Here is a 23,987-nt window from a genome sequence, read left to right as displayed (position 1 = left end):
AATCCGATGCGTGTGTGGTTTTTGAGTGCTGGCCTGGCCTTGATGTGCATGGCCCAGAACGCAGCGGCGGGTACTGTCCTGATCGTTGGCGATAGTATCAGCGCCGGTTTCGGACTGGATACCCGCCTGGGGTGGGTATCGCTGCTCGAGCAACGGCTCAAACAGGAGGGTTTTGACGACAAAGTGGTCAATGCCTCGATCAGCGGCGACACCAGTGCCGGAGGCCAGGCGCGCCTGCCGGCGCTGCTTGCAGAGCACAAGCCGGAACTGGTGATCCTCGAATTGGGGGGCAACGACGGCCTGCGCGGAATGCCGCCAACGCAATTGCAACAAAACCTTGCGGCGATGATCGACAGCTCCCGCCAGAGTGGTGCCAAGGTCCTGTTGCTCGGCATGCAACTGCCGCCCAACTACGGCAAGCGTTACACCGATGCCTTCGCCGAGGTCTACGGCAAGCTTGCGGACGAGAAAAAGATTCCGCTGGTGCCGTTTTTCCTCGACGGCGTGGGCGGGCATCCCGATCTGATGCAGGCCGATGGTCTGCACCCGGCAGCCGGGGCTCAGGGCAAGTTGCTGGAAAATGTCTGGCCGACGCTAAAACCGCTGTTATGAGGCTTTTCTAGTGGCAGGCTTTCGGCTAATGTGGCGCCCCCTTATTTGGAGCCCCCGATGCCGCGTCCTGCCTGGTCCCTGTTCGCCTACCAACTGATCGAGCCTGACGAACAGCTGGATCTGTTCGCCTGCCAGGAAGTGCGGGTGCATCTGGTGACCCGTCAGCTCGAACTCGGTGGCTCGGCAGACCGCACGTTGTGTGGCAGTCTGCTGCCGGCACAACCGCGTTGGTCGAGTGTGGATCGTCGGGTGTTTCAGGATCAGCGTCTGTGTTCGTTGTGTCGGGCGATTCTTGAGTCGCAGAAGCGCGGTACCTCGCCGATCTGGCCCGAGTTGCGATTCGAGCTTTAGGACCAAAAGATCGCAGCCTGCGGCAGCTCCTACATGAAGACTTCTGGCTGCCCATCGGCGCATCTCCCCGAATTCCCGAGGTGCGGTGTACAATCGCGCCCTTATACCCTTGTTGATCATGCGAAGGATTTTCCGGATGTTGCCGCGCTTTCCTGCCGTCACCCGCTGCCTGTCACTTGCCGCCCTGTGTGTGGCCGGTCCCGTTGCTGCATTGGAGTTTCCCCTGCCACCACCCGGTGAGGACATCATCGGCCAGGTGCAGGTGATCAAGGCCAAATACGAAGATACCTTCGCTGACCTGGGAACCAAGTACGACCTGGGCTATTCGGAAATGGTCGCGGCCAACCCGGGTGTCGATGCCTGGCTGCCGGGCGCCGGTACTGAAATCGTTCTGCCGACTCGGTTCATTCTGCCGCCGGGTCCGCGTGAAGGCATTGTGATCAACCTTGCTGAATACCGCCTCTACTACTTCCCGAAAGGCCGGAACGTGGTGTACACCTTCCCGCTGGGTATCGGGCGTGAAGGTTGGGGGTCGCCGATTGCGCACACCTCAATCATCGCCAAGACCCCGAACCCGACCTGGACCCCTCCAGCGTCGATTAAGGCCGAGCACGCCGCCGACGGTGATCCGTTGCCGAACGTGGTGCCGGCCGGCCCGGACAACCCGCTGGGGCCGTTCAAGTTCACTCTGGGCACCCCGGGCTACCTGATCCATGGTTCGAACAAGAAGTTCGGCATCGGCATGCGTACCAGCCACGGCTGCTTCCGCATGTTCAACAACAACGTGCTGGAAATGGCGGCCATGGTGCCGGTCGGCACTTCGGTGCGCATCCTCAACGACGCGTACAAGTTCGGCAGCAGTGGCGGCAAGGTCTATCTGGAAGCGCACACGCCGATCGACGACAAGGGCAACCCGTCGGTGGTCGACAAGCACACGGCAGTGATCAATGCGATGCTCAAGCGCGAAGATGTCACCAACAATCTGCGCGTGAACTGGGATGTCGTGCGTGATGTGGTAGCGGCCGAAGATGGCTTGCCAACTGAAATCGGCACGCCGAGCACTTCGGCACCGATTGTCTCGAGTGCGCCGATCGACTTGCAGCAATAAGATCGATCCGGACCCGCCGATGTGTGAAGCATCGGCGGGTTTTTTATGGCCCGGGAAAAAGCTTCGGGCACAAAAAAGCCGACCCAGAAACCGGGTCGGCTTGATAACAATCCCGAGGGATTATTACTTGCGGCTAGCTTTGTCCAGCATACGCAGAGCACGCTCGTTAGCTTCGTCAGCAGTCTGCTGTGCTTTTTGAGCAGCAGCCAGAGCTTCATCAGCTTTACGGTATGCTTCGTCTGCACGAGCTTGAGCGCGAGCAGCTGCGTCTTCAGTAGCGGTCAGACGTGCTTCGGTTTCTTTCGATGCGCTGCTGCAACCGGTAGCCAGAACTGCGGCCAGAGCCAGAGCAGAGAATTTCAGAACGTTGTTCATCGTGTTCCCCTTCAAGGACTTTCAATTAAGTGGCTTTCTCCTCCGATTGAGGAAATAGCCGGCGTACATACTACCCATTACTTGTAGTAAGTAAACTGACGGAGCGCAAGAAGCAAAAAAAATTGTAGGCGTTGATTCTTTTTCGAGCAACTTTTAACCGGGCTGTATAAAAAATATCCAGCTACAGGCCCCGGCTTGAGCGTGTTAATGAGAAAAAGTTCCCGTTGTCCGGTGCTGTTTCTGCGTCTTGCACCAAGTCTGCCTAGATGCATTCGTCTACACTTTTGTTCCAATTTTGCATTACACCTCACATATCTTTGTCGCTCTTGAGGTGACTTTAAAGAAGAGGCTGCGTCTTAAGTCTCGACATCCGGCAATGTTCAGGCGAGCGCCTGGGGAATATCGTCCCCGCGCCTGCCACTACGCCCATCGGAGTTACCCGTTCAACGAGCATGATGACGAGCGCACCTTGAGCATTTTCGCCAATGGTGCCTACTATTTATGACGTGCTCGATTGCGCGAGACCGGTGTGGTTTTTCTCGGTGTCCATCAGGCACAGGGTGGCGTAGATGTTCCTTCGCCGGAAAAACATCGGTAAGGTAGGGGTCAGAATTCAAGACCCGCGAGGAGTAGTGATGAGCGAGGCGTTGTCCATCCACCATGACCAGGCTGGTCATCAGTTCGAGACCAATGTGGACGGTCATCGTGCCTACCTGACCTATATGGATCTGGGGAAACAGACCCTGGATATCTATCGCACCTTCGTGCCCAACGCCCTGCGCGGCCGTGGCATTGCCGCAGCGCTGACCGAAAGCGCGCTGCAATACGCCGAAGAAATGGGTTATACGGTGATCCCGTCGTGCTCCTACGTCGAGCGCTATATGGAACGTCATCAGCGCCGCGCCGCCAAGATCTGAATCGCACACACAAAAACGCCGGGCATTGCCCGGCGTTTTTTTATGCCTGTGAAACGTTGATCAGCTGCGCTGACGTTTCGGCAGAACATCCTTGAGCTTGGCGTGCATGCTGCGCAGGGTGTTCTCGGTGGCGGACCAGTCGATGCAGGCATCGGTGATCGACACGCCGTATTGCAGGTCGGCGAGGTCTTTCGGGATGGCCTGGCAGCCCCAGTTCAGATGGCTCTCGACCATCAGGCCGATGATCGACTGGTTGCCTTCGAGGATCTGGTTGGCGACGTTTTCCATCACCAGCGGTTGCAGGGCCGGATCCTTGTTGGAGTTAGCGTGGCTGCAATCGACCATGATGTTCGGCTTGATCTTCGCCTTGTTCAGCGCCTGCTCGCACAGGGCGACGCTGACCGAATCGTAGTTCGGCTTGCCGTTGCCGCCACGCAGCACCACGTGACCGTAGGCGTTGCCCTTGGTAGTGACGATCGACACGCCACCTTCCTGGTTGATACCGAGAAAACGGTGCGGGCTGGACACCGACTGCAAGGCGTTGATCGCCACGGTCAGGCCACCGTCGGTGCCGTTCTTGAAGCCGACCGCCGAGGACAGGCCGGACGCCATTTCACGGTGCGTCTGGGATTCGGTGGTACGTGCGCCGATGGCCGACCAGCTGATCAGGTCCTGCAGATACTGCGGGGAGATCGGGTCGAGGGCTTCAGTAGCCGTCGGCAGGCCTTTCTCGGCCAGGTCCAGCAGCAACTGGCGACCGATGTGCAGGCCGTCCTGAATCTTGAACGAGTCATCCAGGTACGGATCGTTGATCAGGCCTTTCCAGCCGACGGTGGTCCGTGGCTTCTCGAAATACACGCGCATGACCAGGTACAGGGTGTCGGAGACTTCCGCCGCCAGCACCTTGAGGCGATCGGCGTATTCGTGGGCAGCCTTGATATCGTGGATCGAGCACGGGCCGATCACTACGAACAGACGGTGGTCGGTGCCATCAAGAATGTTGCGAATGACTTCGCGGCCCTTGGTGACGGTGCGCAGCGCAGCATCGCTCAGAGGGATATCACGCTTGAGCTGATCGGGAGTGATCAGGGTCTCGTTAGAGGCGACGTTTAGGTCGTTGATCGGTAAATCAGCCATCGTTTACTCGTCAGGTCACGGGTGCCGGCCGCCAGCGATCCCCGCGCGGCGGAGCACAGCAGATTTAAGCGCGTCGGGGAGCCGAACCTTAGCGCGTCAGACGCGGCTCGACAATGGGCAAACGCCGCTTTAATCCAGCACTGGCTGGGCAAAAGCCTTGCGCACGCTGTCGTGGGAGAACTCGTCGGCGTGTTGTTCGACCCATTGCAGGGCCAGCGCCTGAATATCGTGCAGATCGTCGTGGGCCTCGTTCATGCGGCAATAACGTTCGATCTGGCACACCTGTTCGCCCATCCGGGCGATGAACAGTGTCTGCTCATCGGTGAATGCGATCCCCAGCAGATAGCCCTTTTTGCGCCGCAGGCACCACGCCACATAGCCCGGATAACAGATATCGGCGTTGAGTGTCGGCATGCGCACTTGCAACGCCGTGCCGTGGCGCCAGGCGCGGTGATAATTGCAAGCGATCCCGCCGAGGCTGATAGTGTGCAGCTGTTGCCTGGAAATACACTCGGGCTTGAGCAAGGTTAATTCAACCGGCACTTCGTCCGGATGAGGAATGAAACGTCCCATGAGCACAGACTCCCTGTGTCGGCCATTTGACATTGTTTCCCCCAGTATAGTGGTCGAATCCGAGCTGACCGATTTCGACGCCGACCAGCGGTTGCTGGCGATGAGCGGCGTTTCGCTGGTGATTTTCACCAGCGTCGGCTGTTCCAGCTGTCGCTATGCCAGAGAGGTTTTGCCCGGGTTCGAGCTGGCGGTCGATCGCCTGTGCTGGATCGATGCCGGCAACAACGGCGGGCTGGTGGAGCGTTATCAGGTTTTTCATTTGCCGGCGCTGTTCGTGGTGCGCGACGGCGAGTTCTTTGGGGCATTGCACACGCGCCTGACCGCCGCTGCGCTGAACGCGGCCGTGGCGCAGGCGCTGGGTCGAATTGCAGAGGAGTTGCCATAGATGGTGGGAGCAGACAGCAAACCGGTGATCGGGATTATCGGCACTGGGGCCATTGGCGGGTTTTACGGGTTGATGCTGGCGCGCGCCGGTTTCGATGTGCACTTTTTACTGCGCAGTGAATTCGCCGCAGTGGCCGAACGTGGTTTACAGGTGGGCAGTGCCGTGCATGGCACGCTGACGCTGAACCCGGTGCAGGCGTATGCGAAGGCCGAGGACATGCCGGCCTGCGACTGGTTGCTGGTCGGCGCCAAGACCACCAGCAGCGCAGGTCTGGCCCCGGCGATCATTGCCGCGGCCAAGCCCGGCGCGAAAGTGCTGGTGCTGCAAAACGGTCTGGACGTTGAAGACAGCTTGCGTGAATTACTGCCCGATTCCCTGCATTTGCTTGGTGGTCTGTGCCTGATCTGCGTGCATCGCCAAGGTCCTGGACACATCACCCATCAGGCCTTGGGGGCGGTGAATGTCGGCTATCACAGTGGCCCGACAGCGGACGACGCGGCGCGCATGGCGATTGTCGAGGAGGGCGCCGGTCTGTTCCGCGCCGCTGGCATCGATTCGCAGGCGATGCCCAATCTGCATCAGGCACGCTGGCAGAAACTGGTGTGGAATATTCCCTACAACGGTCTCTCGGTGTTGCTCGGCGCCGGCACCACGCCGCTGATGGCCGACGCGGACAGTCGCGCGCTGATCCAGGCGTTGATGGCCGAAGTGGTGCAGGGCGCCAGGGCCTGTGGTCACGATATACCGCCCGGATATGCCGAGTACCTGTTCATGATGACCGAGAAAATGCCCGACTACAGGCCTAGCATGTACCACGATTTCCTGCACAAGCGGCCGCTGGAACTGGAAGCGATTTACGCTCGGCCCTTGGCCGCAGCCAAAGCGGCAGGGTGCGAACTGCCGCGTATCGAAGCGCTTTATCGCACCTTGAGTTTCATCGACCGACGCAACACCTGAGTCGGTTTTCTGGGGAAGTGGGGGGAAGGCATGGCCAAGAACATCGATGACAAACTGGTGCTGGCGATTTCGTCTCGCGCCTTGTTCGACCTGAGCGAAAGCCACAAGGTCTATCTGGCGAGCGGCGTCGAAGCCTACCGGCAATACCAGATCGAACACGAAGACGAGATTCTCGCGCCCGGCGATGCGTTCCCGCTGGTGGAAAAACTCCTGAGCCTCAACAGTCGTCTCGACCGCGCCCGGGTCGAGGTGATTCTGGTCTCGCGCAACAGCGCCGACACCGGTCTGCGCGCGTTCAACTCGATCGATCATTATGGGCTGGACATCTCGCGGGCGGCCTTCGTCGGCGGGCGCAGTCCGTATCCCTATCTCAAAGCGTTTGGCTGTGACTTGTTTCTGTCCACCCATGCCGAGGATGTGCGCGCCGCGCTGGACGCCGGGTTTGCCGCGGCGACGATTCTCTCCGGCGGCGCCAGTCGTGCCGCCAGTGATGAGTTGCGCATCGCCTTCGACGGCGACGCGGTGCTGTTTTCCGATGAATCCGAGCGCGTTTATCAGGCCGGCGGGCTGCTGGCGTTTCAGGCCAAGGAACGGGAGTCGGCGCGCGAGCCATTGCGCGGTGGGCCGTTCAAGGGTTTTCTGGCGGCACTCAATGCGCTGCAACGCGAGTTTCCCGAAGACGACTGCCCGATCCGCACGGCGCTGGTCACCGCGCGTTCGGCGCCGGCCCATGAGCGGGTGATCCGTACCTTGCGTGAGTGGGATATCCGTCTCGACGAGTCGCTGTTTCTCGGCGGGCTGACCAAATCGGCGTTTCTCGAAGCCTTCGCTGCCGATGTGTTCTTCGACGATCAGACCGGCCACTGCGAGGCCGCCCGCGAAGTGGTTGCCACCGGTCACGTACCGCATGGCATCAGTAACGAACCGTCGATCTAAAGCCCCAGTGCTTCAAGACGTTGCGTCGCACGTCGTACTCGCCAAGGCACTGCTAAGCTGAATCAAATCTCCGCCATGTTGGCACGCGAGGAGGTCATATGATTCGTTCGATGCTGTATGCCACTGACCTCGGTCTGTACGCACCTTTAGTGATGCAGCATGCCCTGGCGCTGGCGCGGACATTCAATGCCGACTTGTATGTGGTGCATGCAGTGGAACCCATGGGGCTGTTTGCCGAGTCGGTGTTGCAGAGTTATCTCGACGAGCAGGCATTGAACGAATTTCACAGTCAGGGTCTGAAAACAGTCATCGCCAATATCGAGCAACGGGTACTGGACAGTTTTCGCGAAGAGCTGGGCGACGAAGGCGAGCAGGATCTGCAGCGGATTTGCGCGGTTCGGGTAGTGCAGGGCGATCCGGCGCAGGTGATTCTCGACCAGGTGCAGAAACTCTCTGTGGATTTGCTGATCGTAGGCACTCACAGCCACGGCGTAGGGGCGGAAACGCCTTTGGGGCGCACGGCGACTCGGGTCCTGCAATTGGCCAAGGTGCCGGTTTATCTGGTGCCATTGGTGGAGCGCCGGCGCCGGGGGGATCGCTGAAGCGGGAATAATGGCCTTTTGATAAAAAAGTTCTAGATTTATTCATCAAACCATTAATATAGTTATATACCGTCGCTGATGCCCGTGGCGTCTACCTGCTTTGAGGGATACATATGAAGCTTCAACAACTGCGCTACATCTGGGAAGTGGCGCACCACGACCTCAACGTTTCCGCTACCGCCCAAAGCCTTTACACCTCGCAACCGGGTATCAGTAAACAGATCCGCCTGCTGGAAGACGAACTTGGCGTTGAAGTGTTTGCCCGCAGCGGCAAGCACCTGACCCGCGTCACCCCGGCCGGCGAGCGCATCATCACCACCGCAGGCGAAATCCTGCGCAAGGTCGAAAGCATCAAGCAGATTGCCCAGGAATTCTCCAACGAGAAAAAAGGCACCCTGTCGATCGCCACCACCCACACCCAGGCGCGTTATGCATTGCCGCCGGTGATCAGCAATTTCATCAAACAATACCCGGACGTGGCGCTGCACATGCACCAGGGTTCGCCAATGCAGATCGCCGAGATGGCCGCTGACGGCACCGTCGATTTCGCCATCGCCACCGAAGCGCTGGAGCTGTTCGGTGATCTGGTGATGATGCCGTGCTATCGCTGGAACCGCTGCGTGGTCGTGCCCCAGGGCCACCCGCTGACCAAGCTGCCGAAGCTGACCCTCGAAGCGCTGGCCGAATACCCGATCGTGACTTATGTATTCGGTTTCACTGGCCGTTCGAAACTCGACGAAGCCTTCAGCCATCGTGGTCTGACGCCGAAAGTGGTGTTCACCGCGGCCGACGCCGACGTGATCAAAACCTACGTGCGTCTGGGCCTGGGTGTGGGCATCGTCGCCAAGATGGCGGTCGACACCAAACTCGATAACGACCTGGTGGTGCTGGATGCCAGCGAGCTGTTCGAGTCGAGCATCACCAAGATCGGTTTCCGTCGCGGCACTTTCCTGCGTGGTTTCATGTGTGACTTCATCGAGAAGTTCGCCCCGCACCTGACCCGCGAAGTGATGGCCAAGGCCATCCAGTGCCACAACAAGCAGGAACTGGAAGAGCTGTTCGACGGTGTCGAACTGCCGGTCCACTAAAACCCTGCCTCAAAGCACCTCGGTGACAGCAAACTGTTGCCGGGTGCCCGCCACCAGAATCTCTACCTCATCGCCTTCGAACTTGCCCAGCAGGCTTTTGCCCAGCGGCGAGCGCGGGGTGATGACGGTAATCGGCTGACCCACCACATCGACTTTCAGGCCCGCCGCATCCGGCGCCAGAAACAGCCATTGCTCGCGCCCCTTTTCGTTTTCCAGACCGAGCAGGGCGCCGATCTCGATGCCGCGATTTTCGTCGTAGGCGCGCAGCGTCAGGTTCTGGCACAGCGCCAGTGACTGACGGATTTCCTCGACCCGTTTCGCCTGACCCGCCGCAAGATAAGACGCCTCAAGCCCGAGCGTGTCGTACTTGTTCTCGGCAATGTTCTCTTCGTGGGTCGCGGTTTCATAAGCGGTCTGCGCGGCGCGCTCGGCGATGTCGAGATCGCCGCGCAGTTTGTCGAGGATCAGTTGGTGGACGGTGTGCTTGTTCATGATCAATCGCAGAATTGCAAAACGTTGGCGCGGCTCTTTTCGCTCGGCGCGGTCTGGTCCTGTTGCAGCCAGAACTGGCACTTGGGATTCGACTGGTTGCGACTGCTGCCGCGAGCCTGATCCAGACGTGCCTGCTGCTCGTTCTTGCGCAGGTTCTCTTCGTACTGCTCGAACAGCGGACTCTGTGGCGGAATGTCCGGTTGTACCTGGACGGCCGCTGGCGGCTTGGCCAGTTGCTGCACCGCCTGAGCGACAGGCGCCAGTTGCTCGGTGAATACCAGGCGCGAGAGCAGCCAGCAGGTCAGGGCGATGGCCAGAAAGCCCAGCCACATGCCCAGGGCAATGCTGCCGGTCAGTTGCAGCGCGCTAAGCTGAACTGGCAAAGGACGACGCGGGTTGGGACGATAGGGCATGGCTGCCTCCTGGCGGATGATTGCGGGCAAGTGGCGATTGTCGCACGAAGATTAATCGCCGTCGGCTCTTCTGCGCGAGGTCATTTATGCGGACAATCAGCGCTTTTGCCAACGGGAGTCTTTGCATGCCGGTACCGAAAACCCGCTGGGATATTTTTTGCACCGTGGTCGACAATTATGGCGACATCGGCGTGACCTGGCGTCTGGCCCGGCAACTGGTGGCCGAACACGGGCTGGCGGTGCGCCTGTGGGTCGATGACCTGCGCGCCTTCGAACGTATCTGCCCCGAGATCGACATCAACCTTGCGCAACAATCGCAGCAGGGGGTCGAGGTGCGGCACTGGCCGAGCGACTGGCCGCAGACAGAAGCGGCGGACGTGGTGATCGCCGCGTTCGCTTGTCAGTTGCCAAACGCCTATATGGACGCCATGGCCGAGCGGCAACAGCCGCCGCTGTGGATGAACCTCGATTACCTCAGCGCCGAAGACTGGGTCACCGGCTGTCACGGTTTGCCGTCGGTGAAGTACAAGTCGGTACAGAAATTCTTTTTCTTTCCTGGATTTCTGCCGGGGACGGGCGGCTTGCTCCGTGAAAGCGGTCTGCTTGAGCGGCGTCGGCAATTTCAGCAGGATGCAGTTGCGCAGCGACAATTCCTGCAAGGCCTGGGCGTCGATCGAGCAGCGGACGCACAGCTGATCTCGTTGTTTGCCTACGAAAATGCCGGGCTGGCCAGTTGGCTGGATGTGTTGGCGGCCGATAGCACGCCGACCCATCTGCTGGTGCCGGAGGGGCGGATTCTCGGTGATGTTGCGCGCTGGCTCGGAGTCGATGCATTGGCTGTCGGCGATCTGGACGTGCGTCAGGCGCTGACGGTGCAGGTGCTGCCGTTCGTCCGTCAGGATCAATACGATCAGTTGCTGTGGTGCTGCGATTTCAACGCGGTGCGCGGTGAAGACTCGTTCGTCCGTGCACAGTGGGCCGGGCGACCGATGCTCTGGCACATCTATCAGCAGGACGAAGACATTCACCTCGACAAGCTCGATGCCTTTCTCGCGCTCTACACGAAAGGGCTTTCACCGGCCGCTGCCGAGGCGATGAACGGTCTGTGGCGGGCCTGGAGTGCCGGGAAACCGATCGGCGAGCACTGGCTCCAGGTCCGTAAACACTGGCCAGAACTGCAGGAAAACGCCGAGCAATGGTGTCTGGAACAAGGCTTGCAGGCGGATCTTGCCACGGCGCTGGTACAGTTTTACCTAAATTGGATATGATACGCGGCCTAGATTTTTGTAAATCCCATCCAAATTCGGATATTCGCAATGAAAACTGGTAAAGAACTGAAACCCGGTACCGTGATCCGTCTCGAGAACGATCCTTGGCTGGTTCAGAAAGCTGAATTCACCAAGTCGGGCCGTAACAGCGCGATCATGAAGACCAAGCTGAAAAACCTGCTGACCGGTTACAAGACCGAGATCGTTTACAGCGCTGACGACAAACTGGACGACGTAATCCTCGACCGCAAAGAAGCGACCCTGTCCTTCATCAGCGGCGACACCTACACGTTCATGGACACCACTGACTACACCATGTACGAGCTGAACGCTGAAGACATCGAAGCTGTTCTGCCTTTCGTTGAAGAAGGCATGACCGATGTTTGCGAAGCGATCTTCTTCGAAGAGCGTCTGGTTTCCGTAGAGCTGCCGACCACCATCGTGCGCGTAGTTGACTACACCGAAGGTTCGGCTCGTGGCGACACTTCCGGCAAAGTCATGAAGCCAGCCAAGCTGGCCAACGGTACTGAGCTGCAAGTTGCTGACTTCATCGAAATCGGTGACAAGATCGAAATCGACACCCGCGAAGGCGGTTCCTACAAAGGCCGTGCCAAATAAGCACTGCGTTTCGTGGAAAGAAAAAGCCCGACCATCGAGTCGGGCTTTTTTGTGTCTGCGTTTTGCGCTTCACGCCTGTCCCCTGTGGGAGCGAGCCTGCTCGCGAATGCGTTCTGTCAGTCAGCACATAACTGGATGACACACCGCTTTCGCGAGCAGGCTCGCTCCCACAATGGGATGGTGGTTACTTCAAGTGTTGCTTGAGTTCCTCAGACGCCTGCAACATCGCCGAACGCACCGCCGGCACCTGGCTGACTACGTTGAGCAGGCCGTAATCGTGAATCATGCCGTTGTACCGTACCGACGTTACCGCTACACCCGCTTCGTCAAGTTTGCGTGCGTACGCTTCACCTTCATCACGCAATACATCGGCGCTGGCGGTCTGCACCAGCGCTGGTGGCAGGCCCTTCAATTGCGCGGTGGTTGCTCGCAACGGCGAGGCATAGATCTCGTTACGCTGTTTGGCATCGGTGGTGTAGTTGTCCCAGAACCACTTCATCATGTTGCGTGTGAGGAAGTGCCCTTCGGCGTACTGGTTATACGAGCCCGTGTCGAAACTGGCGTCCGTCACAGGCCACAGCAGTACCTGGAATCTGATCGCCGGGGTGCCTTGGTCTTTGGCCATCAGCGCCACCACGGCCGCCATGTTACCGCCGACACTGTTGCCCGCCACGGCCAGACGCTGGCCGTCGACATTGATCTCTTTACCGTGCTCGGCGACCCACTTTGTCGCGGCGTAGGCCTGGTTGATCGCCACCGGGTAATGCGCTTCCGGAGACGGCGTGTAATTGACGAAGACTGCCGCCGCGCCCGAACCGACCACCAGATCGCGCACCAGCCGTTCGTGGGTCGGGAAATCGCCCAGCACCCAGCCGCCACCATGGAAGAACATGAACACCGGCAGCTCGCCCTTGACCCCGGCCGGCCGGACGATGGTCAGCTGCAACGGTTGGCCATTGACCTGAATGGTCTTCTCGCTGACGTCTGCTTTGGGCAGCGTCAGCTTGACCCCCGACTGCGCGCCGACCAGCACGGCGCGGGCGTCTTTGGGTGTCAGCTGTTCTATCGGCTTGCCGGTGCCGGCATTCAACACATCGAGAAAGGCCTGAGTGTTGTGTTCGACATCACCGGCGAACGCACTGTGGATGGACAGGGCGAGAAGGGTACCGGTCAAGACTTTGCTGAAAGTGTTCATGTTCATTTCCTGTTCGGGCCTGGGGCGTCAGTGCTTAAACGGTGACGTGCAGACGTACGTCAACGTTGCCACGGGTGGCGTTGGAGTACGGGCAGACCTGGTGCGCCGCGTCGACCAGTGTCTGCGCGTCGGCTTGTTCCAGACCCGGGAGACTGATGTGCAGGTCAATGTCCAGACCGAAGCCGCCAGGGATCTGGCCGATACCGACATGAGCGGTGATCGAGGCATCGTCGGGAATTTTGCGTTTGGTCTGGCTGGCGACGAATTTCAGTGCGCCGATGAAGCAGGCCGAGTAACCGGCAGCGAACAGTTGCTCAGGGTTGGTCGCTGCGCCGCCGGCACCGCCGAGTTCTTTCGGAGTGGCGAGTTTGACATCGAGGATGTTGTCGCTGGAGATCGCACGACCGTCACGGCCGCCAGTGGAGGTTGCGATTGCGGTGTAGAGAGTTTGCATGGTGTGAGCCTCGTTGAGTGTCTGTTTTTGCGCTAATTGTTTGCGCGCTAAGTAAGTGCGAGGTGAATGTAGCTCGCTAATGTTTAGTGCGCAAGATAATTTTCTGAAAAATATGCGCTTCGACGAAGGACTGGTTCGTTTGGTTAGCCTGGAAGGCGCGGTTTAGAGAGGATGGCGGGAAGGTCAGGCGTGGAAAAATATTTTTCAGACAATGAGATTACCTGTAGGAGTGAGCCTGCTCGCGATAGCGGTGCAGCAGTCAACACGATGGCGGCGCGTTCACCGCTATCGCGAGCGGGCTCACTCCTACAGTGGCGGGCTCAGGCCAAACTGTTTTGCAGATGGTTGCGCAGGGCTTGCAACTCAGATTGAAGATTCTGCAGGCGTTCGAGGGTGAAACCACTGGCGCCGAGGATGCATTGCGGAATGGTTTGCGCCTTGTCGCGCAGTGCTCGACCTTGCTCGGTCAACTCGACAATCACCACACGCTCATCTTCACGACTGCGCGTGCGGCTGAGCAAGCCTTCACCTTCCAGCCTTTTGAGCAGCGGGGTCAGCGAGCCAGGATCGGTCAACAACCGCGTGCTGATTTCGCCGACGGTCAAACCATCCTTTTCCCACAGCACCATCATCGCCAGATACTGCGGATAGGTCAGGCCCAGCGCTTGTAAGAGTGGCTTGTAGACCTTGGTCATCATCAGTGAAGTGGAATGCAGGGCGAAGCACGCCTGATTGTCGAGCAGCAGGTCGTCGCAGGTATCGCGTTCGGTAGTCATGGCAAAGCCTTGTTCGGTGATGGGCTTGAATCTAGCGCCCGAATGTTTAATGCGCCAGATAATTATCCAGAATCTAGTGCCGGCCCAGCTCGCGCTGTAGCGCCAGATCCCACGGCGGCACCGGGCTGAAGCGGGTTTTGAGGTATTCCAGGAGCAAGCGGCTGCGCGAATTGGTTTGCTGTTCCATGCGCAATGCATAAATGCCGGTGCTCTCCGGTTGTGGCAGACCGCTCTCGCAGAACAGCGGCAACAGCTCGCCGCGCAGCAGGTACTCACTGGCCAGCCAAGTCGGCAAATGCGCGATGCCCAACCCGGCGAGTGCACCGCACACCAGCGCCTCGGCATTGTTGGCGCTCATGCGGATGCGCGCGGGGCGATGCAGTTGCATCTGCCCGTCCTGTTCGAAGCGCCAGGCGAAGGGCGGGGCGAGGCCTTCCCAATCCAGCCCGTCATGTTCACTCAGCTGCGCAGGATGGCTCGGTGCGCCACGGCGCTTGAGATAGTCGGGGCTGGCACAGGCAATGCGCACCATGCTCGCCAGTGGCGTGGCGACCAGTCGCGTATCGGCCATTTGCCCGGCGCGCAGCACCAGATCGACTTTGCCCAGATTCGAGCCGTGCATATCGATGAAGCTGTCGATCAGGTGCAACTGCACGTCGAGGCCCGGGTACAGCACCAGAAAGTCAGCGATGACCGGCGCGAGATGCCGGCGACCAAAAGCGGCGGGAGCATCGATGCGGATCAAGCCTTCCGGCGCACTGCTCAACGACACCGCTTCGGCACGGGCCAATTGCAACTCGCTGACAATGCGCCGTGCCCGCTCGGCAAACGCCAGACCCGCCGGGGTCGCCCGCACCGCGTGGGTGCTGCGAATAAACAACTGGCTGCCGACTGCACTTTCCAGGCTGTCAATGCGCCGCGCCACGGCAGAGGGCGTCAGCGGATGACGACGGGACGCCGCAGAAAAACTGCCGCTTTCCAGCACATCGAGAAACAGCCCGAGCTGATCGGTCAATTGATTGGGGTTCATAAGTGTTCAGTGCTTGTGCGAACTTGGCATAGCCATTGTGCGTTGCTGTGCGTTTCCCCGCCAGCCTCGACTGCGTACGATGAGTCGCCTGACGGATGAGGACATCGCTGTGATCGAGTTTTTGTTGTACCTGCTGTTTGGCGCCGCCCTTGGAACCCTGGGCGGGATCTTCGGCATTGGCGGTGGTTTGATCGCCATTCCGCTGCTGGGCGTGTGGTTTGGCCTCGATCAGCAGATCGCCCAAGGCACGGCGCTGGTGATGGTGGTGCCCAACGTGATGCTGGCGCTGTGGCGCTATCACCAGCGTAATCGCATCGAGCTGCGTCATGCGCTGCCGTTGGCTGTGATGGGTTTTTGCTTTGCGTGGATCGGTTCGATCTGGGCGGTGGGCATCGATGCGCAAACCATGCGTATCGGCTTTGTCGCGTTCCTCGTGGTGCTCTCGGCGTACAACCTGCTGAAGATGTTCGGCAAGAAAACCGCCGTGACCTCCGAGATGCGTTACTCATGGCCATGGCTCGGTGTGCTGGGCGCAGCGTCCGGAACCATGGGTGGTCTGTTCGGTGTCGGCGGGGCCGTGGTGGCAACGCCGGTGCTGACCAGCCTGTTCGGCACCAGCCAGGTGGTTGCCCAGGGCTTGTCGCTGGCGTTGGCATTGCCAAGCACCGGCGTAACCCTGGTGACCTACGCGGTGCATCACGAAGTGGACTGGATGATCGGCCTGCCGCTGGCCATTGGCGGTCTGGCCAGCATCAGTTGGGGCGTGAAGGTCGCCCACGCCATGCCGGAAAAGCTCTTGCGCGGGCTGTTCTGCGGCTTTCTGGTGCTGTGCGCGGTGATGCTCGCGTTTAAAGTTTGAAGCCTTCGACGATGTGCTCGGCCAGGCATTCGGTGATCGGCGACGGATTGTTCAGGTTGCGGATCAGCATGATGCTGGCCTCGGGCAACAGCGGCAGATCCTCGGCGGCGCCGAGAATGCGCATGTCCGGGGTGATCAGGCTCTCCAGTTGCGCGGTGATCGCCAGACCCGCGCTCACCACCGCCATCAGCGCCGACAGGCTGGTGCTGTTGTAGGCGATGCGGTAGTCGCGGCCCATCGCGTCCAGCGCATTGCACGCCCACAAACGGCAGAAGCAATCACTGTTGAACATCGCCAGCGGCAACGGCGTCTGCTCGTGGGCGCTGAAGTTCTGCGCCTCGGCCCAGACGAAACGCTCCTTGCGCAGCAACTGACCGATCTCGTTGCCCGGCTCGCGGGTGACGATCGACAGATCAAGGTCGGTGCGCTGCAACAGCTGCTTGCTGGACTCGCAATGCACCTCGATCTGGATCAACGGGTAGAACTGAGCGAACCGCGACAGGATCCCCGGCAGAAACCGCATCACGTAATCGTCCGGCGTACCGATGCGCACAGTGCCGACCATGTGCGGCTCGCGCAGGGTGTTGAACACTTCGCTGTGCAATTTCAGGATGCGCCGCGCATAACCCAGCAGCACTTGGCCCTCGGCGGTCAGGCGTACCTGGCGGCCGTCACGTTCGAACAGTTGGCGTTGCAGCACATCTTCTTCCAGCCGCTTCATCTGCATGCTTACGGCCGATTGCGTGCGATTGACCATCTCGCCGGCGCGAGTGAACCCGCCCTGATCGGCAATCGCGACGAAGGTGCGCAGGACATCGGTATCAATACTGGGGTAGGCCGACAATTGATGAATCTCCGTGATGAATGCCATCAGAAACATTCGTTGGATTGATCTTAGCGCCAGCGCGAGACTTGAGCCATCCACAAGGAGGGCAACACGATGAAAGGTCAAAGAGAGTATGTAGACGACACAAGATTTTCCGGCCACGGCCATATCGTTTCCGATCTGCTGCACAAGTTTAGCCGCTGGTATGAACTGCACCGTGAACGCGAGATGCTCGCCAGTCTGAGCGACGAAGCGTTGAAGGACATCGGGGTCAGCCGTGCCGATGTCGAACACGAGGCCATCCGGCCGTTCTGGGACGATCCGATGCATAAATGATCAGGGCCTTACTACACAAACCACTTTCAGGTGAGGTAGGTTGCGAGCAGACAAGGAGATGCTCATGCCCGCGACTCTGGCCTTTTCCCTCAAACAGGCGCGACGACTGGCGCTGGCTGCCCAAGGGTTCAACGGGCGCCAGCCGCCAACGGTCCGTGCGCCGCAGCTCAACCGGCTGATCGAACGGCTGGGCCTGTTGCAGATCGATTCTGTCAATGCCGTGGTGCGCTCGCACTACCTGCCGCTGTTTTCCCGTCTGGGTTCCTATTCTTCTGATCTGCTCGACCAGGCTGCCTGGAGTTCGGGGCGTCGGCGCACGCTGTTCGAATACTGGGGCCATGAAGCGTCGTTGCTGCCGCTGGCGATGTATCCGCTGATGGGCTGGCGGATGCAGCGCGCCAGAAATGGCAGAGACATTTATCAGCAACTGGCGAAGTTTGGTCTTGAGCAGCAGGACGTTGTGCGCCGGGTTTTAAGCGCGGTTGAGGAGCGGGGCGCATTGGGTGCTGGCAGCCTGTCGACCCGCGAGGACAAGGCCGGGCAATGGTGGGACTGGAGCGCGGAAAAGCATGCGCTGGAGTGGTTGTTCGCCGCCGGTGAAGTGACCGTCGCCGGACGCCGCGGTTTTGAGCGTTTGTATGATTTGCCGGAGCGGGTGATCCCGAAGTCGATTCTGCAGCAGCCGCTGCCGGATGAGGCCGAAGCGCAACGCGGTTTGCTGCTGCACGCGGCTCAGGCGCTCGGCGTCGGCACGGAAAAGGATCTGCGGGATTATTTCCGCTTGAGCCCGGCCGATGCGCGACCGCGTCTGGCGGATCTGGTCGAGGACGGGCAATTGCAGACCTGCGAAGTCGCTGGCTGGCGACAGATCGCCTACTGCCTGCCGCAGTCGAAAGTGCCGCGCAAAGTTGTCGCCAGTGCGCTGTTGTCACCGTTCGACTCGCTGATCTGGGAGCGCAGTCGCACCGAGCGCTTGTTCGATTTTCGCTATCGGCTGGAGATCTATACGCCGCAGGACAAGCGGGTCTACGGCTATTACGTGTTGCCGTTTCTGCACAACGAGCGGATTGCCGCGCGGGTCGATCTGCGCGCCGAGCGAGCGTCGGGGCGCTTGGCGGTGCATGCGGTGCACGAGGAAGAGCCGGGGCTGGATGACGAGGGGATGTTGGCGCTGGCGTCGAATTTGCGGCAGATGGCCGATTGGCTGGGGCTTGGGCGGGTGCAACTGAATTGTCAGCGTGAGAGTGCGGGGCGGTTGCGGCTGGCATTGGCTGAAATCTGTAGTGACTGAGCTGGCCTCTTCGCGAGCAAGCCCGCTCCCACACTGGATCTGTGTCGTACACAAAACCCATGTGGGAGCGGGCTTGCTCGCGAAGGCGGCCTGCCCGACGCTAAAAATCTGACTGATTCAGCGGCGAACCTGTTTCAGAGTTTCGGCAATCAAAAACGCGAGTTCCAGCGACTGATCGGCATTCATCCGCGGATCACAGTGGGTGTGATAACGATCCGACAGCCCATCTTCAGTGATCGGCCGTGCACCACCGATGCACTCGGTGACGTTCTGCCCGGTCATCTCGATGTGAATCCCGCCGGCATAAGTGCCTTCGGCTTCGTGCACCTGGAAAAACTGCTTCACTTCGCCAAGGATCTGCGCGAAGTCGCGGGTCTTGTAGCCGCTGCTGGCCTTGATGGTGTTGCCGTGCATCGGGTCGGAGCTCCACAGCACCTGCTTGCCTTCACGCTGCACCGCGCGGATCAGCGCCGGCAGGTGATCGCCGACCTTGTTCGCGCCCATCCGCGCAATCAGGTTCAGACGGCCCGGATCGTTGTCCGGGTTGAGCACGTCGATCAGGCGGATCAGGTCGTCCGGGTTCATGCTCGGGCCGACTTTCACCCCGATCGGGTTGTTCACCCCACGCAGGAATTCGACGTGAGCGCCGTCGAGCTGACGGGTGCGGTCGCCGATCCACAGCATGTGCGCCGAGCAATCGTAGTAATCGTTGGTCAGGCTGTCGCGACGCACGAAGGCTTCTTCGTAGTTCAGCAGCAGCGCTTCGTGGGCAGTGAAGAAACTGGTTTCGCGCAGTTGCGGCGAACTGTCCATGCCGCAGGCGCGCATGAACGCCAGGGTTTCATCGATGCGATCGGCGAGGTGGCTGTATTTTTCGGCCAGCGCCGAGTTGGCGATGAAGTCCAGGTTCCACTTGTGCACCTGATGCAGGTCGGCAAAACCGCCCTGGGCGAAGGCGCGCAACAGGTTCAGGGTGGCGGTGGACTGGTGGTACGACTGCAGCAGGCGCTCCGGATCCGGCACCCGGCTCTTTTCGTCGAAACCGATGCCGTTGACGATGTCGCCCCGGTAGGCCGGCAGGGTCACGCCGTCGATGGTTTCATCGTTGGCCGAACGCGGCTTGGCGAACTGGCCGGCCATGCGCCCGACCTTGACCACCGGGCAACCGGCGGCGAAGGTCATGACGATCGCCATTTGCAGCAGCACTTTAAAAGTGTCGCGAATCTTTGCGGCGGAGAATTCGGCGAAGCTTTCCGCGCAATCGCCGCCCTGCAGCAGGAAAGCCCGGCCCTGAGTCACTTCGGCAAACTGCCGGCGCAGCTCGCGCGCTTCGCCGGCAAACACCAGCGGCGGATAGCTGGCCAGGGTCTGCTCGACCTGGCGCAGATGCGCCGCGTCAGGGTATTGGGGTTGTTGCTGGATCGGCAGGGCGCGCCAGCTGTCAGGGCTCCACGGTTGGCTCATCACGGTCTCTAATTGGTTCTACGCACGGGAAGCCCATGGTAGCAGCAATTAGTGCGTGACCTGCTCCCGCCCCATCACCGACAATCGCCGCTTTGCCACGGCGCCGGAGCGGTGCCATCGCGTCACCGCGCCCGGTGACCATCAGGAGACGAAATGACTGAGGAGCGCGTCGAGCTGTTGCTCGCCGAGGTACAGGATGAGTTCGGCGTGATTCGCGTGCTGGAAGTGGCCGACTACCGCTTTCTGGAGTTCGGCGATGCCATCGAGCAGAGCTGCGTGTTCACCGCCGATCCGAGCTGGCTGGAATACGACTACACCCGGGCGATGCTGATTGGCGCGTTGTGCCACGAACACCCGGAAAGTGCGCTGTTTCTCGGCCTCGGTGCCGGCACACTGACCCAGGCCTGCCTCAAGTTCCTTCCGCTGGAAGACGTCGAAGCTATCGAACTGCGCCCGGACGTGCCGCGTCTGGCGATCGAGTATCTCGGCCTGGATGACGACCCGCGCCTTTACATTCGGGTCGGCGATGCACTGGAACTGCTGCCAACGGCCGAGCCTGCGGATCTGATCTTTGTCGACTTGTACACCGACGTCGGCCCGGGTGTCGGGCATCTGGCCTGGAGTTTCCTCGGCGACTGTCAGAAACGCCTGAATCCAGGCGGCTGGCTGGTGATCAATCAGTGGGCCACCGATGATGGCAAACCGTTGGGCGCGGCGTTGTTGCGCGGGCTGTATCACCGGCATTACTGGGAGCTGCCGGTGAAGGAGGGCAATGTGATTCTGATTGTGCCTGCAGATCTCGATCAGGAGCTGGACATGCAGGCGCTGACCGCCCGCGCCGAAGTGCTGGCGCCACGGCTGGGTTATTCGCTGCAGTCGTTGATCAAGGCGATTCGCCCGGCGACATGAGTTGCCAGTGATGGCCCCTTCGCGAGCAAGCCCGCTCCCACACTTGAAGTGCATTCCAAATGTGGGAGCGAGCTTGCTCGCGAATAGGGCCTGAAGAACACCCGTTTTCTCAGATCCCTTTGAAGACTCCAGGGCGCCGCTCCACCAGCGACCGCACCCCCTCCTTGGCATCCTCACTCCCCAGTAACTTTTTCACCAGCGCCGGCAACCCCTGCGCCGCCGCCGTCTCACCTTCATAGCGCGCCTGGCGCGCCGACATCAGTGTCGCCTGCACCCCCAACGGTGCCTGCCGGGCGATCCGTTCGGCCAACTCAATAGCCCGCGGCAGCAGGTCCTCACTGGCCATCACTTCCTGGACCAAACCCAGATGCAACGCATCGTGGGCATCAAACTCATCGCCGGTCAGCAACCAGCGCATCGCGTTACCCCAGCCGGCCACCTGATGAAAACGTAACGTCGCGCCACCAAACGGAAAGATCCCCCGCTGCACTTCCATTTGCGCGAAGCGGGTATTGCTCGCGCACAGGTTGATGTCTGCGGCCAGCATCAACTCGATACCGATGGTCAGGCAGTAGCCCTGCGCGGCAACAATCACCGGTTTGCTCACTCGCGGCCCGACAAAAACACCCCATGGGTCGCAACCGCCGGTCGGAACCTGCCAGCCTTCGGCGAGGGCGGCGCTGGCGTTGAGCAGATCCAGACCGGCGGTAAAGTGCTCGCCATGCCCGAACACCACCGCCACCCGCGCCTCGCTATCGGCCTCGAACTCGCCGTAGGCCAGGCTCAAATCGTTGAGCAGATCGAGGTCGAAGGCGTTGCGTTTGGCGGCCCGGTCGAGGCCGATCAAGTGGATATGACCTCGACGTTCACGGCTGACGCGGCCGGGGCAGGACTGATTCATGAAGAAATCCTCGGGCGGGAAGGGCGGGTGCAGCGACGGTATGCCGCACATCGATGAATCGTTTAAGCGTCATCACCCGCAGGGCCGGGCCTTTGCAAAATAGACCTTTGCACGATTATCCGCAAAACCCCGTTACACAGCGGTGACACACCGATTCAGGCGATAAAAAAAGCTCCCTTTTTGGGCAAATTCCGGTATAGTGCGCGCCGGCCTTTAACCGGGCCGCGTTTAGGTAGCGCAATTCCCCGAAGTCAGCTTCGGCTGCACGTCCGCACTGCGGGCTCTTCCTTGACGATTCTTTTTCATTCATACGTTTTCGCAAATCCCCGCCGACAAAGCTGCCAGGGCGACTCTTGAGTCTCAACACGGCATGTGCAGCTTTGGAGCATGGGTCTTTGCGGATGCACTTAGAGGCAGACCCATGACCCAGGAAATCGGCGGCTTCGCCGCTCTTGAACTTCATCCCAATATTGTCGCTGCAGTAGTCGCTACCGGCTATGAAGAGCCTTCGGCCATTCAGCAGCAGTCGATCCCGATCATCCTCGCCGGTCACGATATGATTGGTCAGGCGCAAACCGGTACCGGTAAAACCGCTGCCTTTGCCCTGCCTATCCTGCACCGCATTGATCCGTCCAAGCGCGAGCCGCAAGCTCTGATCCTGGCCCCAACTCGTGAGTTGGCGCTACAAGTTGCAACCGCTTTCGAAACCTACGCCAAGCAAATGCCGGGCGTAACTGTTGTGGCTGTCTACGGCGGCGCGCCGATGGGCCCACAATTGAAAGCAATCCGTAATGGCGCACAGATCGTTGTCGCCACTCCGGGCCGTCTGTGCGACCACCTGCGTCGCGACGAAAAAGTCCTCGCTACCGTGAACCACCTGGTTCTGGACGAAGCAGACGAAATGCTCAAACTCGGTTTCATGGATGACCTGGAAGTGATCTTCAAGGCCATGCCGGAAACCCGTCAGACCGTATTGTTCTCGGCAACCCTGCCGCAGTCGATCCGTGCCATCGCCGAGCGCCACCTGCGCGATCCGAAGCATGTGAAGATCCAGAGCAAGACCCAGACCGTTACCGCGATCGAACAGGCTCACCTGTTGGTTCACGCTGACCAGAAGACCTCTGCCGTTCTCAGCTTGCTGGAAGTGGAAGACTTCGACGCGCTGATCATGTTCGTGCGCACCAAGCAAGCGACCCTGGATCTGGCCAGTGCCCTCGACGCCAAAGGCTACAAGGCCGCTGCGCTGAACGGTGACATCGCCCAGAACCAGCGTGAGCGCGTCATCGACTCGCTGAAAGATGGCCGCCTGGACATCGTTGTCGCGACCGACGTGGCTGCCCGTGGTCTGGACGTTCCGCGCATCACCCACGTATTCAACGTGGACATGCCGTACGACCCGGAATCCTACGTGCACCGTATCGGCCGTACCGGCCGTGCCGGTCGCGAAGGTCGCGCACTGCTGCTGGTGACTCCTCGTGAGCGCCGCATGCTGCAAGTGATCGAGCGTGTCACCGGTCAGAAGGTTGCCGAAGTGCGTCTGCCGGACGCTCAGGCTGTTCTCGATGCACGCATCAAGAAACTGACCAACAGCCTGTCGCCGCTGGTCGCTGATGCCGAATCGACTCACGGCGATCTGCTGGATCGTCTGACTGCCGACATCGGTTGCACGCCGCGTGCTCTGGCTGCAGCTCTGCTGCGCAAGGCGACCAACGGTCAAGCGCTGAACCTGGCTGCGATCGAGAAGGAGCGTCCACTGGTGCCGAACAATGCACCGCGTGGCGACCGTCCTGAGCGTTCCGGTGATCGTCCTGAGCGTGGTGACCGCGAGCGTCGCGCGCCAATGCCTCTGGGCGAAGGTCGTGCCCGTTGCCGTACCGCGCTGGGTGCGCGTGACGGTATCGCCGCCAAGAACCTGCTGGGCGCCATCCTCAACGAAGGTGGTCTGGCTCGCGAAGCAATTGGTCGCATCCAGGTGCGTGACAGCTTCAGCCTCGTCGAGCTGCCGGAAGATGGTCTGGACAAACTCCTGACCAAACTGAAGGACACTCGCGTCGCTGGCAAGCAGCTGAAACTGCGTCGCTACCGCGAAGATTGATCCGCCCTTGGGCTGATTG

The 23,987-nt window shown here is 60.2% G+C and carries 28 protein-coding genes; 16 read left to right on the top strand and 12 right to left on the bottom strand.

Translation table 11 applies throughout. The features are described 5' to 3' along the window. Nucleotides 1-6 precede the first annotated feature (6 nt). The 3 genes from ACS4NR_RS13220 to ACS4NR_RS13210 all read left to right on the top strand — a co-directional run bounded on the left by ACS4NR_RS13220 (nt 7) and on the right by ACS4NR_RS13210 (nt 2,071). Nucleotides 7-612: an arylesterase gene (locus tag ACS4NR_RS13220; RefSeq protein ID WP_166496840.1), complete on the top strand. Its 606-nt coding sequence runs from the start codon at nt 7-9 to the stop codon at nt 610-612. A gap of 57 nt (nt 613-669) precedes the next feature. Further along, on the top strand, nt 670-963 hold the full coding sequence (locus tag ACS4NR_RS13215) for a hypothetical protein (RefSeq protein WP_003226812.1): 294 nt from the start codon (nt 670-672) through the stop codon (nt 961-963). 136 nt (nt 964-1,099) lie between these two features. After that, nucleotides 1,100-2,071 (top strand): L,D-transpeptidase family protein, encoded by a 972-nt coding sequence (locus ACS4NR_RS13210; protein ID WP_095137294.1) that lies wholly within the window; start codon nt 1,100-1,102, stop codon nt 2,069-2,071. A 123-nt stretch (nt 2,072-2,194) separates the two neighbouring features. Here the strand turns inward: ACS4NR_RS13210 and oprI are convergent, their stop codons facing one another. Further along, nucleotides 2,195-2,446: an outer membrane lipoprotei OprI gene (oprI, locus tag ACS4NR_RS13205; RefSeq protein ID WP_025113130.1), complete on the bottom strand. Its 252-nt coding sequence runs from the start codon at nt 2,444-2,446 to the stop codon at nt 2,195-2,197. Nucleotides 2,447-3,081: 635 nt separating this feature from the next. Between oprI and ACS4NR_RS13200 the strand changes: the two genes are divergently transcribed. Continuing rightward, on the top strand, nt 3,082-3,363 hold the full coding sequence (locus tag ACS4NR_RS13200) for a GNAT family N-acetyltransferase (RefSeq protein ID WP_003226804.1): 282 nt from the start codon (nt 3,082-3,084) through the stop codon (nt 3,361-3,363). Nucleotides 3,364-3,423: 60 nt separating this feature from the next. Here ACS4NR_RS13200 and ACS4NR_RS13195 read toward each other — a convergent pair whose 3' ends face one another. Further along, nucleotides 3,424-4,500 (bottom strand): 3-deoxy-7-phosphoheptulonate synthase, encoded by a 1,077-nt coding sequence (locus tag ACS4NR_RS13195; RefSeq protein WP_007908583.1) that lies wholly within the window; start codon nt 4,498-4,500, stop codon nt 3,424-3,426. A 129-nt stretch (nt 4,501-4,629) separates the two neighbouring features. Continuing rightward, nucleotides 4,630-5,073, bottom strand: coding sequence for a PilZ domain-containing protein (locus ACS4NR_RS13190; RefSeq protein ID WP_115984012.1), 444 nt, complete (start codon nt 5,071-5,073; stop codon nt 4,630-4,632). Between ACS4NR_RS13190 and ACS4NR_RS13185 the strand changes: the two genes are divergently transcribed. The 5 genes from ACS4NR_RS13185 to cysB all read left to right on the top strand — a co-directional run bounded on the left by ACS4NR_RS13185 (nt 5,072) and on the right by cysB (nt 9,041). After that, nucleotides 5,072-5,458, top strand: coding sequence for a thioredoxin family protein (locus ACS4NR_RS13185; RefSeq protein WP_097088312.1), 387 nt, complete (start codon nt 5,072-5,074; stop codon nt 5,456-5,458). The two genes, ACS4NR_RS13190 and ACS4NR_RS13185, sit on opposite strands and share 2 nt — an antisense overlap. Next, nucleotides 5,459-6,415 carry a putative 2-dehydropantoate 2-reductase gene (locus tag ACS4NR_RS13180; RefSeq protein WP_456020316.1) on the top strand — a complete coding sequence of 319 codons (957 nt, stop codon included), beginning with the start codon at nt 5,459-5,461 and terminating at the stop codon, nt 6,413-6,415. It abuts the gene before it with no gap. A 30-nt stretch (nt 6,416-6,445) separates the two neighbouring features. Beyond that, complete coding sequence (locus ACS4NR_RS13175) at nt 6,446-7,351, top strand: 5'-nucleotidase (RefSeq protein WP_027613454.1); 906 nt, start codon at nt 6,446-6,448, stop codon at nt 7,349-7,351. A gap of 98 nt (nt 7,352-7,449) precedes the next feature. Further along, nucleotides 7,450-7,953: a universal stress protein gene (locus tag ACS4NR_RS13170; protein ID WP_027613453.1), complete on the top strand. Its 504-nt coding sequence runs from the start codon at nt 7,450-7,452 to the stop codon at nt 7,951-7,953. Nucleotides 7,954-8,066: 113 nt separating this feature from the next. Beyond that, complete coding sequence (gene cysB / locus ACS4NR_RS13165; protein WP_007908591.1) at nt 8,067-9,041, top strand: HTH-type transcriptional regulator CysB; 975 nt, start codon at nt 8,067-8,069, stop codon at nt 9,039-9,041. A 9-nt stretch (nt 9,042-9,050) separates the two neighbouring features. Here cysB and ACS4NR_RS13160 read toward each other — a convergent pair whose 3' ends face one another. Together ACS4NR_RS13160 and ACS4NR_RS13155 are read right to left on the bottom strand one after the other, a co-directional pair. Then, nucleotides 9,051-9,533 (bottom strand): GreA/GreB family elongation factor, encoded by a 483-nt coding sequence (locus ACS4NR_RS13160; protein WP_456020315.1) that lies wholly within the window; start codon nt 9,531-9,533, stop codon nt 9,051-9,053. Between the two features lie 2 nt (nt 9,534-9,535). Further along, the gene (locus ACS4NR_RS13155; RefSeq protein ID WP_115984010.1) at nt 9,536-9,946 is read right to left on the bottom strand and encodes a hypothetical protein; all 411 of its coding nucleotides are present in this window, start codon (nt 9,944-9,946) and stop codon (nt 9,536-9,538) included. 125 nt (nt 9,947-10,071) lie between these two features. On the opposite strand from ACS4NR_RS13155, the gene earP reads away from it, so the two are divergent. Next, the gene (gene earP, locus ACS4NR_RS13150; RefSeq protein WP_456020314.1) at nt 10,072-11,214 is read left to right on the top strand and encodes an elongation factor P maturation arginine rhamnosyltransferase EarP; all 1,143 of its coding nucleotides are present in this window, start codon (nt 10,072-10,074) and stop codon (nt 11,212-11,214) included. Nucleotides 11,215-11,262: 48 nt separating this feature from the next. Then, a complete protein-coding gene (locus ACS4NR_RS13145; RefSeq protein WP_007908599.1) occupies nt 11,263-11,832 on the top strand; it encodes an elongation factor P in 570 nt (189 codons plus the stop codon). A 184-nt stretch (nt 11,833-12,016) separates the two neighbouring features. Here the strand turns inward: ACS4NR_RS13145 and ACS4NR_RS13140 are convergent, their stop codons facing one another. From ACS4NR_RS13140 to ACS4NR_RS13125, 4 genes are all read right to left on the bottom strand, one after another. Continuing rightward, nucleotides 12,017-13,027: an alpha/beta hydrolase gene (locus tag ACS4NR_RS13140; protein WP_095137300.1), complete on the bottom strand. Its 1,011-nt coding sequence runs from the start codon at nt 13,025-13,027 to the stop codon at nt 12,017-12,019. A 34-nt stretch (nt 13,028-13,061) separates the two neighbouring features. Continuing rightward, a complete protein-coding gene (locus ACS4NR_RS13135) occupies nt 13,062-13,481 on the bottom strand; it encodes an organic hydroperoxide resistance protein (RefSeq protein WP_027613448.1) in 420 nt (139 codons plus the stop codon). 320 nt (nt 13,482-13,801) lie between these two features. Then, nucleotides 13,802-14,257, bottom strand: a complete 456-nt coding sequence (locus ACS4NR_RS13130) for a MarR family winged helix-turn-helix transcriptional regulator (RefSeq protein ID WP_443533827.1) — start codon at nt 14,255-14,257, stop codon at nt 13,802-13,804. Between the two features lie 73 nt (nt 14,258-14,330). After that, nucleotides 14,331-15,287 carry a LysR family transcriptional regulator gene (locus ACS4NR_RS13125; protein WP_115984007.1) on the bottom strand — a complete coding sequence of 319 codons (957 nt, stop codon included), beginning with the start codon at nt 15,285-15,287 and terminating at the stop codon, nt 14,331-14,333. Nucleotides 15,288-15,396: 109 nt separating this feature from the next. Between ACS4NR_RS13125 and ACS4NR_RS13120 the strand changes: the two genes are divergently transcribed. Beyond that, complete coding sequence (locus ACS4NR_RS13120; protein ID WP_177439994.1) at nt 15,397-16,146, top strand: sulfite exporter TauE/SafE family protein; 750 nt, start codon at nt 15,397-15,399, stop codon at nt 16,144-16,146. Here ACS4NR_RS13120 and ACS4NR_RS13115 read toward each other — a convergent pair. Beyond that, nucleotides 16,136-16,990, bottom strand: a complete 855-nt coding sequence (locus tag ACS4NR_RS13115; protein ID WP_025113145.1) for a LysR substrate-binding domain-containing protein — start codon at nt 16,988-16,990, stop codon at nt 16,136-16,138. The genes ACS4NR_RS13120 and ACS4NR_RS13115 overlap by 11 nt on opposite strands. Before the next feature lie 96 nt (nt 16,991-17,086). Between ACS4NR_RS13115 and ACS4NR_RS13110 the strand changes: the two genes are divergently transcribed. Together ACS4NR_RS13110 and ACS4NR_RS13105 are read left to right on the top strand one after the other, a co-directional pair. Beyond that, complete coding sequence (locus ACS4NR_RS13110) at nt 17,087-17,308, top strand: DUF1127 domain-containing protein (protein ID WP_095137304.1); 222 nt, start codon at nt 17,087-17,089, stop codon at nt 17,306-17,308. Nucleotides 17,309-17,372: 64 nt separating this feature from the next. Further along, complete coding sequence (locus ACS4NR_RS13105; RefSeq protein WP_456020313.1) at nt 17,373-18,599, top strand: winged helix-turn-helix domain-containing protein; 1,227 nt, start codon at nt 17,373-17,375, stop codon at nt 18,597-18,599. Between the two features lie 117 nt (nt 18,600-18,716). Here the strand turns inward: ACS4NR_RS13105 and ACS4NR_RS13100 are convergent, their stop codons facing one another. Beyond that, nucleotides 18,717-20,063, bottom strand: a complete 1,347-nt coding sequence (locus tag ACS4NR_RS13100; protein WP_007964815.1) for a class II 3-deoxy-7-phosphoheptulonate synthase — start codon at nt 20,061-20,063, stop codon at nt 18,717-18,719. A 153-nt stretch (nt 20,064-20,216) separates the two neighbouring features. Here ACS4NR_RS13100 and ACS4NR_RS13095 point away from each other — a divergent pair, with 153 nt between their 5' ends. Then, a complete protein-coding gene (locus ACS4NR_RS13095; RefSeq protein WP_095137306.1) occupies nt 20,217-20,972 on the top strand; it encodes a spermidine synthase in 756 nt (251 codons plus the stop codon). Nucleotides 20,973-21,081: 109 nt separating this feature from the next. Here the strand turns inward: ACS4NR_RS13095 and ACS4NR_RS13090 are convergent, their stop codons facing one another. Then, nucleotides 21,082-21,873, bottom strand: a complete 792-nt coding sequence (locus tag ACS4NR_RS13090; protein ID WP_456020312.1) for a crotonase/enoyl-CoA hydratase family protein — start codon at nt 21,871-21,873, stop codon at nt 21,082-21,084. A 421-nt stretch (nt 21,874-22,294) separates the two neighbouring features. Here ACS4NR_RS13090 and ACS4NR_RS13085 point away from each other — a divergent pair, with 421 nt between their 5' ends. Further along, nucleotides 22,295-23,968, top strand: coding sequence for a DEAD/DEAH box helicase (locus ACS4NR_RS13085; RefSeq protein WP_204895217.1), 1,674 nt, complete (start codon nt 22,295-22,297; stop codon nt 23,966-23,968). Nucleotides 23,969-23,987 lie beyond the last annotated feature (19 nt).

The organism is Pseudomonas sp. JQ36 (assembly GCF_053851495.1).
This window is presented reverse-complemented; position numbering and strand designations above follow the sequence as displayed.